Origin of the sequence: Chryseobacterium sp. KLBC 52 (genome assembly GCF_003347605.1) — a bacterium.
Lineage (GTDB): Bacteria > Bacteroidota > Bacteroidia > Flavobacteriales > Weeksellaceae > Chryseobacterium.
This window is the reverse complement of the sequence record NZ_QDFZ01000030.1, coordinates 19,851-30,087: the sequence shown is the minus strand read 5'-3', so window position 1 is coordinate 30,087 and position 10,237 is coordinate 19,851. Positions and strand designations below refer to the sequence as shown.

Genomic DNA, 10,237 nt, shown 5'->3' with positions numbered 1-10,237 from the left:
TGCAGTACCAAGCCCTACACGGTCATTGGCCGCATCTACTGATAAAGTAGTTCCATCTACAGAAAAAGCATTGGTCTGCGTTCCTGTAAATGCAAGGGTATTAGCTCCCTGGGTAACAGTACGGTTTCCGGTCAGAGATCCATCCGTGTTATAAATATTGGTAGATGCAGGTGCAGCTGGCAACACCTTCCATGTTGCCACTCCATTGGCATCGGAGGTTAAGACTTTATCTGTGCCCTGTGTGCCGTCTACAATTTTCAAAGCTCCGCTTGTACCTGATTCAATCTGGAGTTTATTGGTAGGGTTTGTTGTCCCGATACCCACATTTCCGGAAGATTTGATCGTAAGTCTTGCTGCATAATCTGTAGCATTTCTTGTGGAAAACTGTAACCCTGCATAGCTGTTGGCTGCATCACGGTCAATCCCTGTAATGCTGGCCCCGGAAAGTCCTGTTTCGGATGTTGATGGGATAAATCCTATTTCACCAAACTGCCCGCCGGTACCATTTAAATTATAGAGCGTAATATTTCTTGCTATTCCCTGCAGACATGCAGCACCACAATTTTCAATTCCCGCAGAAATGGTACTGGTCGTAGCTCCCGGACTGTTTTGAACAGACAGGGATGAAGCAGGGGCTATAGTACCGACTCCCACTCTGCTATTCGCGGCATCTACGGAGAAATTTTTCCCGTTTACTGAAAATGCATTGGTTTGTGTTCCTGTAAATGCTAAGGTATTGGCTCCCTGGGTTACCGTTCTGTTACCGGTAAGGGTGCCATCTGCGTTATAAATATTAACGGGAGTGCTCAGTTTGGTCCATACAGTACCATTATAATAATAATAGCCCACAGTATCAATATTCACGGCAGTACCCGAGGTGGTACCTGTAGCGATACTGTTTACATAAATTAATGTGGATACCGGAACTGCGGCCATACTCTGAGCTTTTTGTCTGTCTACTCTTGGAATAAGCAGTCCTTCAACTGAAGAACCTGTACCTGTACTGCTTTTAGCAGTTACATCCAGAGTTGCGGTAGGTGTTGCGGTATTAATACCCACCTGCGATTTTGCTACGATAGAAAAAGTGGTGAGCAATCCCGCGAGTAATAGGTTTTTTTTCATAATGTGTAATAATTGATTAGTATTTTCTTTGTATTAATTGTTTTATAAAGGGAAGCAGAAGCTTCTTATAGATTGAGAAGTTATGGCATAAATAGCATAAACTTATCTGTGTTCTTATTTGTTGATTGCAGGGGGCAAAGATAGTGCCTGGTGCGGTGTGTGGCTTATATCGGAGGTACAACATATATACATCTATCATACATCATATGTACATTTTCTGTTGATAAAATGAAGAATATCACGAAAAATTGTTGATAAATTAAATCACTGATGAATGAAGTAAAAATGAAGGTAATGGATTTAGAGATTAATAATTTTAATGAAATAAAGGGTAATCTACCATCCTATATTCTTATTTTAAAAATAGGGTGAAGTTTATTGCCTCGGAATACCTGTTTTTCGTCAATACCATCTTCATTCGGTTATTATACCTTGTAAGTATTTTTACCATCTTATTTTGTTCTCATCAGCCATCTGAAATCCTGAAGATCACGATGATTGAGAAGAGAAATACAGGCAGGGTTAGGATATATTTTTGCAAGACCTGATTTATATATGCTGCCAAAAGCTGTCAATTTTATACTTTCTTTACGTGAAAAGCTTTTCCTACCTGAAAAACACAATGGTTTAGTCTTCAGGAATAAAATTCTTATGGAAAAATAATGACTTTACAGAAACAGAAAGGGATGATGGTAAAAAAAATTGTAACGGATCGTTAAGAGCCCATAGTGTAAAAAACCGGAACAAAAAATTTTGTTCCGGTTTTTTTATAGTGAATCTCAGGATGAGTTATCAGGATTTTTATAATCCTGCTGGTGGTCCTGCTGCTGCTCCCGTATTACTTCCTCCTAAGTCCTGGCTTACACCAGTAAGGTTTTTAAGTAGGCTATTATTGATTATAAGACACTTAAGTACCCAAGTACCATTAGCAGTGCCGGCGCTATTAGTTCCTGTATAGTCTGCTTGCAGACGCCAGGTAGTACCACTAGGGTAAGCATTTGCAACATAAGGGGAAAATAAGGGTTGTGCGGTACCTGGATTTACAACATTTAAATAGGAACCAAAATTGGACCCTACTACTATCATGGTATAGTCTGCTGTACTTATTTTGGTATCATAGTCACTAACCCAATCACCGTTAACGTTAGAAAGTGCGTAGGTAATATAATTGAACATTGCTGTATTTCCAGTAGGTGACGTTGATATCTTCACTTCTCCTGTTGTATTATCTCTTACTAGAGCCGAAACATTACCAGAGCCATTCGTACCAGTAGTAGTTCCTATTCTCAGATTCCCACTAATATCGAGTTTTGTTGAGGGGGAATTAGTTCCAATTCCTACATTTCCTCCTGCCGGATTCAGTACCAAAGGAAGGGTTGTTGCAGATGCTTTGTTCTGGCTGGAAATATAAGATCCGAAAGGAGTGGTGGTATAGGTTCCGAAATCCAAAGAATGGCTGGTATCTCCATCCACTCTGAAGGTGGCATTGGTATTGGCTGTACCCATTGCTGAAGGCTGGGCATTAGTGCCTGTTACCACCAGTCTATTAGTTGGAGAAACTGTTCCTATTCCTACGCGATTATTGGCAGCATCCACAGATAAAGTATTGCCATCCACTGAAAATGCATTGGCCTGCGTTCCTGTGAATGCTAAAGTATTGGCTCCCTGGGTTACCGTTCTGTTACCGGTAAGGGTACCGTCTGCATTATAGATATTAATTGGGTTGGTCAGCTTGGTCCATACAGTACCATCGTAATAATAATAGCCAACAGCATCAATATTCAGGGCAGTGCCTGTATTGGTGCCAGTAGCGATACTGTTTACATAGATCAGGGTGGATACCGGAACTCCGGTCATACTCTGCGCTTTTTGTCGGTCTACTCTTGGAACAAGGATTCCTTCTACGGATGAACCTGTACCAGTGCTGTTTTTAGCAGTCACGTCAAGAGTTGCAGTGGGGGTAGCTGTGTTAATGCCCACCTGTGATTTAACCACCAGGGAAAAAGTCGTAAGCAAACCAGCCAGTAATAATTTTTTTTTCATAATATAATAAGTTAAGTTAATATTTTCATTCGTTTTAATAGATCTGAGAGACTGTGTAAAAATAGTAGGTGTTTACTGATGTAATTGTTTTTGCATATACATCATAAATACATCATGTGCGTATTGTGTACCTGTATTTTATTTATTAAATACATATTATCTAAGAAAAATATGAATATATTAAACCACATTTAAGTGAGATAAATAATAAAATACTTTACTCTTTGTCAATAAAAACGAATAGAAGAAAGGCGCACATAGTTATTGATTCTGTATGGTCAATATTGGAATTTTGCTCCTGTTGAGAGAATTAATATTCGTGTATTTCAACAAACTATTCAATATTTTCAACAAAAAATTATTTCACAAAAAATAAACTTTTATATGATGTGTAGAGAATCATCAACGTTTGAGCATTGCATTTTGAGATAGTGTGTATTTTTTTTTGAGAAAAATGAATGTATGTGAGTGATGGTTCCTCGTGAATACAAAATGATGTATTCATGTTGTATGGCTTTACTGTTTGTATTTCCCTTTTTTTTCTCAATCTTACTAAGAATTTCAGATATAACTGTAAAGGTCTGATTTTCATGATGAGTTCTTACTGTCTTATATTGATGAAAGATCAATATTTTATAACGGATAGAGTTAGATAATGCACTACCCATAAAAACCAGATTCATGATGAACAATAATAAAAGTTCCGGAAATTATTCTCATCGTCCCCTGTTAAGAAGATTAGGTCTTATCGGAGGTCTTTCCTGGCATTCCACGCTGGAATATTATATTTACCTGAACCAGACCATTAATGATCATTTTGGTAATAATACAAATCCTCCTCTTGTACTGGTTAATCTTGATCAGTATACTATGCATCAACTACAGCAATCGGATCATTGGGATGTAATAACGGAAATGCTGATTGATGCTTGTGATCAATTATATCAAGGCGGAGCCACTGCAGCCATGTTTTGTGCTAATACCCCTCACAAAGTATATCATGATGTGCAGGCCCATAGCAGGATTCCTATACTGCATATCGGAGATGCGACAGGAGCTGCCATTAGAAAGAAAGGTCTTCGAAAGGTTGGGCTTATCGGAACAATATTTACGATGGAGGAACCATTTATTGCAAAAATTCTTAAGGATCACTACGATATTGAAGTCATAGTACCTGACACAAAGGAAGACAGAAAAAAACTTCACATGATCATACAAAAAGAACTGTCTCTTGGTATTTTGAAACCAGAAACAAAAAAGTACATATTGGATCAGGTTGCCATTCTTGCAACAAAGGGAGCTGAAGGTATTATATTAGGATGTACTGAATTTCCCCTTATTGTTGGGCAGGATGATATAAAGATCCCTTTATTCAATACAACAATGTTGCATGCTCAAATGGGGGTGGATTTTATTTTAGGGATTTAATGTAAACTGATTACCGTGCTTTATAGAATTTTAACCGTTAAATAATTTTAATACTAATGGAAAAAAAGATTTCATTATCTGCTATTGCAATATTTATTTTGTTGTTTATAGTAAGTTCGTCAATAAATCTGATAGCACAAAAGGGAAGTCCTGCTATAGATTTTTCAGGATATAAAACACTCAAAGTGAAACCCAGTGAAGCTGATCCTTCGGTAAAGAATTGGGACAGTGCACATATTGTATTTTATAACAAGGCCATTAAAAATAATAAGGTATTGTTGTGGCTTACCGGAACCGGCGGTTCAACTGATCATTTTCCTCAAAGTTTTTTTAAAACCTCATTGGATCAGGGATATAGGATCATAGCCCTCTCATTTATGAGCACACCTGGAGTTTCACAGGTTTGTAAAGGAGATTATTTGAGTCAAAATGTTGATTGTGCTGCAGAATTCCGTAGAAAACGTATTTATGGGGATAATACTTTTCTGCCCATTCCGGATCAGTATCAGGATGCCATTATCCCTCGCCTGACAAAACTTTTGCAATATTTGTCGAAAAATGATAAAGAAGGTGTATGGTCTCAGTACCTTGATCAGAAAACGGGTAAACCTGTCTGGAGCAAGATTGCCATCGCTGGTCAATCACAGGGAGGAGGAATGGCAGAATTTATTGCCCAGCATGAATCTGTAGCGAGAATTCTCAGTTTTTCAGGAGGATGGGATTACAGCGATTCAAAAACAAGAAAAATTGCGGGCTGGTACTCTCAAAAACTGATGACGCCATCCCAAAATGTTTTTGCGACCTATCATGTGAAAGAAGTGGCCGCAGCAGAGCTGGCAGAAATTTGTAAAACATTGCATATCCCTGCGGAAAATGTTTTTGCTTTAGATCAGCCTATTGGTCAGCAACCAAATAAGGCTGCTCATGGCAATCCCTATCATGTGGAGGGTATTAAAAATCCGGTGTATCAATCTATCTGGATCAAAATGCTTGGTTCGGGACTGTAATCTATAATAGTTATTTGGTGATGATAATACTATCAATACAAAGTTGGTGATCAGAATTATCATAATTAGGTGAAACTCTTCCTTCCGGAAGAGTTTTTTACTTAAAAGATCAAAAGGATCAACCGTTTCATTTTCATACGGTCCGGGCTCTTGAACAGATGAAAAATACTGATCGTAATTGTTTTGTAATTCTGGAGTAAATGATTAAGTATTACTATTTTATGAAAATTTACTGAGACATTATAAAAAGTGGTTTTAATTTGTATATTTGATTTTTATTTAGAATAAATAAAAATATAGTATAAAAAATATAATAAATGAATATAATTTTATCCATCTAATCCACAATCTCCACTAAAAACTATGGAACAACAAAACAAAAGAATCCTTACTCTGGATGTAATAAAAGGGATAAGTGTCATCGGAATGATCATTATCCATACCTTATTGGTGTATGCCAATATAAAATCACAATATGAAACAGTTCTCGGCAGCTTTATTGTATTTCTTGGAAGAGGAACTTCCATTTTCCTGATCTGTATGGGAATCACCTTTATGACTTCCAGCCATCAAAGTCTTACAAGTGCTTTAAAGCGAGGTGTTTTATTGGTTTTTGCCGGTCTTTTTATGAACTTTATGAAATTTATGATCCCTGTGATTTTTAATTTTGCTCCCGATAATTTTATGCAAAAATACGGATGGCATGCGCCTATAGAGCAGCAGTATGTGTATCTGGTACAGCTTGGAGATATTTTACAGCTGGCAGGAATGTCTTTATTGTTCGTTGGGTTTATCAGAGAGTATGTGAAAAATAAATACATTATGCTGGCAATAGGTTTATTCGTTGCATTGATCTCCCGAGAGGTAAGCGGGCTTAATCTTGATTATCCTGTGATCAATTATGTTCTGGATCTTCTTTTCAATACCGATTATCCTGCCTATGTCTATTTCCCTGTTTTCCCGTGGATGGCTTTTATCATCATCGGAATGTTTTTCGGGAAATGGTTTCAGGAACTGAACTATGATATCCAACAGATATTTAGAAATATGCTTTACGTAGGACTGTTGTTCATTGCCATCGGAGCACCACTGGTTTTTATGTATGGAGATTATAACTACAATGGTTTTTATCATATGGGTCCTGGAGGTGTTATTTATTTTGCAGGCTGGACTTTGCTGTTTTTATGGCTGATCAATACCATTACTGCCAATATGAAAGAAAATGGTTTTATGCGTGTCTTAAAATACTGCAGTAAAAATTTAACTTCAATGTACATGATCCAATGGATTCTGATCTCCTGGGGAAAAGGAATTTTCGGATACAGACAACATGAAATCGGATATGTATCTGTCCTTATCATCTTATATATTATTCTGACCTTTTCAGTACAGACTGTAGTGGATATTATTAGAAAGAAAAAAACACTAATAGACTTCAGGTCAATATCATCTGATAAAACAGTTTTAAAATAAATCCAGCCCTATTTTTTTGAAATATAAGAAACCACAGTAAAAAAATTTTACTGTGGTTCCTTATAGTCATCAGCCTAAAGAATTTCCACTTCTTCCGGTACAATAAAAAGAATCGTACAGCCCTGTTCTGATTTCACAGAATGTTTAAAATTTGGAGGGGTGTATAAATAGTCACCACTTTCAAGCCGGGCTCCTGCAATCGTTGCATCACCTTCCATAATAAACAATTCTTCTCCTGCAGGATGATTGTGGTAAGGATAGCTGGCTCCCGGTTCAAATTTTAAAAGAATACTGGTAGAACGATTTTTTTCAGGATCAAATTTCAAAGATTTTACAAAAATCCCTTCATAATGAATCCCTTTTTCAATTAAAGGCTGCCATTCCTTCTGTTCTGTTTTTACGATGTAATCGTGGATGTTGGTGTTCATGATATCTGAATTTTAATTATTATTGATGTAAAAACTGGTCTACACTCCATTCGTAACGGGAAAACGTACTCAGGAGAAATGCTCCGGCACTGAATGCGAAGACTGAATAGTCCAGAGATTCTTTAATTCCAAAAGAAATGCTCATGGCTAAAGCAAAAAATAAAGTGAGCACAGAGGCGTACCTTGCTGTTCTTTTTATCTGAAAACCCAGAAGAAGCAGAATGCCGATTGACAGTTCAGCAATGGTGGATAATACAGCAATAATGACTGCCCATGATGATGGCAAAAATGAATTGGTTTCAGCAGTATAATGAACAAAATTTTTCCAACCGGAAGATTGTGCTCCCCAAAGATTCAGTCTGCTTGCCACTGCAGATAAAAATCCGGCAGCCAAAGTAATTCTCAATAAAAAAACGGCGGCATCCTGTTGCGTTTTCATACGTATAATTTTTAAGTTTTAATTACAGTACAAAGTTCAGCGAAAGCCATCGTCTAAAGAATAGACAATTCCGGAAAAAGAATGTAATATGTGAGGGAAGAGGTAAGCTGGAGGATGGGACTTAATAAGAGACTGTAAGTTTTTTCTTCAGGCTAAAACTTTTTTTACATTTCCTTTACCGCCTTCTGATAATCTTTAGGAGATCGTGAAGTATGTTTTTTAAAGAAGTTTGAAAAATAGAAAGGATCATTGAAACCAAGTTGGTAAGCAATTTCTTTTACGGTCAGTTTTTCATAGAGTAAAAGTCTTTTGGCTTCAGAAATGATCAGGCTATAGATCACATTCTGAGCCGTTTTGTTGGTATGAAGTTTTGAAACTTCATTCAGTTTGGCTTCAGTAGTTCCGAGAAGATCAGCAAAATGGGAGACCTGATAATTGTCTTGAAAATGATCTCTTACCCTTTCAAGGAATTTTAAAAATAAAGCGTCGGGTTTCCAGATTTCATCACCATTGGCAATTTTACTGCGGTTGATTTCTACCAATAGCAACTCAACCATAGAATGCATAGAGATCAGATACTGGTAAGGCTGTTCCTGGATTTCTTTTTCAATAGCATTCAGCGTTTCAGTAAAAAATGCAGGATGTTGTACAGTGATCATTTCATTCATTCCAAAATGACAGAAAAGTCCGTTGTGGAAAATAAGCTCAATATCACTATCGTTTTTACAGAAGAAATCCAGCGTGAATTCCAATGCAGTCAATTCACCTTCTACTGATTTTAACTGATGAAACTGTCCTGAAGTAATGGTTACAACTTGCCCAGCTTCCAGGGTGAAAATATTTTCATCAATCAGAATTTCTGCATTTCCGGACTGGCACCAGAATAAGGTGTATCTGATGACCCGTCGCGGTTCAGGATATCCTGCCTGGTTGGAGTATTTTCTTATTTTAATCATTTCAGATCTGTTAAAAGGTGAATATCAAATTGATGTAACTGGATGGAACAAAACGGATATTGTAGAAATCCTTTTGATGAAGCTACAACTGTAATTATAGGTACACAGCTCACTCATAATGCTAGCTATAATGATGTATAGAAATAATGATTAAAAAATAAAATACCTGAATTTACAGGTGTTTTATTTTTTATTCTAAAGAATTGTTATATTTCCTTTTATTGTCCTCAATCATTTTTCTATACTCAGGGTTATTAATTTTACCTTGATACGGGTCATTCATATATTCTTTTCTCTTTGTTATAAATTGATCTTTGGATACTATTAACCCTTTTTTTTGCTCAATGGGTAAACTCGTTTTATTTATTGATATAAGTTCAAAACCTATATAATTATTCACCTCATTGATCTTTAATATTAATCCAGGAAGTCCCCTAAATTTGTATGGACCATCACTTATTGGAATATCATAAGTAAACCAAGCTATAAACTTTTTTTCTCCTACACTTACAACTGCTTTATTACATTTATAGCCGCCAATAGTAGAAGTGCTTTTATTATCAATTTGCCAGTCAAGTTTATCAGGACTCTCATAGGTGTAATAATTTCTCCCTAAATAATTTGATATATAGGTTTTGTTTTCATCCTTATATACATTATGCTTTACCTTAGATTTCGGAAGAGAGCCGGGATCAACAATATTTCCGGTCTTCATTGCATCTTCCAGTTTTTTCCCAAAACCATCCACTGCAGCCTTATAATTTTCACTATAATATATAGATTTTTTGCCATTAGTGAGTAATACCATAGGCTCATTAATTGTAGATAATTTATCCAAAGTATCTTGTACAAAAGTATATTTATACTTTACTTCGATTTCCGAATAATCTTTTTTTTCTTGACCTCTCACATAGTTAAAACAAAGAAATAACAAAAAAATTCTAAAAAGTGGTTTCATAGGTACTCAAAATATTATAATTAAATAGGCTGTTAAAAGACAGCCTATTATTTTTTTCATTACGTCATTGGATTTTCATAACTTGAATGTCCACAATCTTGATTGTTATACATTTCCCATTCGTTGTACAGGCAATCACTTGAATCAAATTCAGAATCAAAAACTGTTTGATAAGTAGTTCCACAAATAGTTTTGATAGTCACCAAGTACCTTGTAAAGGCTGCAATTTGCTGTTTTTCCTTTTTTGACTCTAATTTGTTAGAAGTGCTTTCTTTAGCACAAACAAGTCCAGCAACCATAAATGCTGAAAGTAATAATACTTTTTTCATAATTATATTTTTTTAAATATTTAACAATTTAAATATAAAATTATTTTTCTAATC

At 36.0% G+C, this 10,237-nt stretch carries 9 protein-coding genes and 1 pseudogene; 3 read left to right on the top strand and 7 right to left on the bottom strand.

From position 1 onward, the window contains the following. Nucleotides 1–1,122 (bottom strand): annotated as a pseudogene (locus DDF69_RS21720) (hypothetical protein); the annotation flags it as partial. Nucleotides 1,123–1,923: 801 nt separating this feature from the next. Beyond that, nucleotides 1,924–3,165, bottom strand: a complete 1,242-nt coding sequence (locus DDF69_RS21715; protein WP_114822615.1) for a hypothetical protein — start codon at nt 3,163–3,165, stop codon at nt 1,924–1,926. 681 nt (nt 3,166–3,846) lie between these two features. Between DDF69_RS21715 and DDF69_RS21705 the strand changes: the two genes are divergently transcribed. From DDF69_RS21705 to DDF69_RS21695, 3 genes are all read left to right on the top strand, one after another. Further along, a complete protein-coding gene (locus tag DDF69_RS21705; protein ID WP_114822613.1) occupies nt 3,847–4,593 on the top strand; it encodes an aspartate/glutamate racemase family protein in 747 nt (248 codons plus the stop codon). Between the two features lie 56 nt (nt 4,594–4,649). Beyond that, a complete protein-coding gene (locus DDF69_RS21700) occupies nt 4,650–5,600 on the top strand; it encodes a BPSS1187 family protein (protein ID WP_114822612.1) in 951 nt (316 codons plus the stop codon). A 363-nt stretch (nt 5,601–5,963) separates the two neighbouring features. Further along, entirely contained in the window at nt 5,964–7,073 is a 1,110-nt protein-coding gene (locus DDF69_RS21695; RefSeq protein WP_114822611.1) for a heparan-alpha-glucosaminide N-acetyltransferase domain-containing protein, read from the top strand. 74 nt (nt 7,074–7,147) lie between these two features. On the opposite strand, the gene DDF69_RS21690 is transcribed toward DDF69_RS21695, so the two are convergent. The 5 genes from DDF69_RS21690 to DDF69_RS21670 form a co-directional block, all read right to left on the bottom strand. Then, nucleotides 7,148–7,501, bottom strand: a complete 354-nt coding sequence (locus DDF69_RS21690) for a cupin domain-containing protein (protein ID WP_114822610.1) — start codon at nt 7,499–7,501, stop codon at nt 7,148–7,150. Nucleotides 7,502–7,520: 19 nt separating this feature from the next. Then, nucleotides 7,521–7,940, bottom strand: coding sequence for a DoxX family membrane protein (locus DDF69_RS21685; RefSeq protein ID WP_114822609.1), 420 nt, complete (start codon nt 7,938–7,940; stop codon nt 7,521–7,523). Nucleotides 7,941–8,104: 164 nt separating this feature from the next. Next, nucleotides 8,105–8,896: a helix-turn-helix domain-containing protein gene (locus DDF69_RS21680; protein ID WP_114822608.1), complete on the bottom strand. Its 792-nt coding sequence runs from the start codon at nt 8,894–8,896 to the stop codon at nt 8,105–8,107. A gap of 190 nt (nt 8,897–9,086) precedes the next feature. Continuing rightward, a complete protein-coding gene (locus DDF69_RS21675) occupies nt 9,087–9,854 on the bottom strand; it encodes a GLPGLI family protein (protein ID WP_114822607.1) in 768 nt (255 codons plus the stop codon). 59 nt (nt 9,855–9,913) lie between these two features. Beyond that, nucleotides 9,914–10,183, bottom strand: a complete 270-nt coding sequence (locus tag DDF69_RS21670) for a hypothetical protein (RefSeq protein ID WP_114822606.1) — start codon at nt 10,181–10,183, stop codon at nt 9,914–9,916. Nucleotides 10,184–10,237: the final 54 nt, after the last annotated feature.

Bases quoted from the DNA above. Each gene is read 5' to 3' on its own strand.
- DDF69_RS21685 (WP_114822609.1), bottom strand. From the start codon at position 7,940: ATGAAAACGCAACAGGATGCCGCCGTTTTTTTATTGAGAATTACTTTG.
- DDF69_RS21690 (WP_114822610.1), bottom strand. From the start codon at position 7,501: ATGAACACCAACATCCACGATTACATCGTAAAAACAGAACAGAAGGAA.
- DDF69_RS21670 (WP_114822606.1), bottom strand. From the start codon at position 10,183: ATGAAAAAAGTATTATTACTTTCAGCATTTATGGTTGCTGGACTTGTT.
- DDF69_RS21675 (WP_114822607.1), bottom strand. From the start codon at position 9,854: ATGAAACCACTTTTTAGAATTTTTTTGTTATTTCTTTGTTTTAACTAT.
- DDF69_RS21705 (WP_114822613.1), top strand. From the start codon at position 3,847: ATGATGAACAATAATAAAAGTTCCGGAAATTATTCTCATCGTCCCCTG.
- DDF69_RS21680 (WP_114822608.1), bottom strand. From the start codon at position 8,896: ATGATTAAAATAAGAAAATACTCCAACCAGGCAGGATATCCTGAACCG.
- DDF69_RS21715 (WP_114822615.1), bottom strand. From the start codon at position 3,165: ATGAAAAAAAAATTATTACTGGCTGGTTTGCTTACGACTTTTTCCCTG.
- DDF69_RS21700 (WP_114822612.1), top strand. From the start codon at position 4,650: ATGGAAAAAAAGATTTCATTATCTGCTATTGCAATATTTATTTTGTTG.
- DDF69_RS21695 (WP_114822611.1), top strand. From the start codon at position 5,964: ATGGAACAACAAAACAAAAGAATCCTTACTCTGGATGTAATAAAAGGG.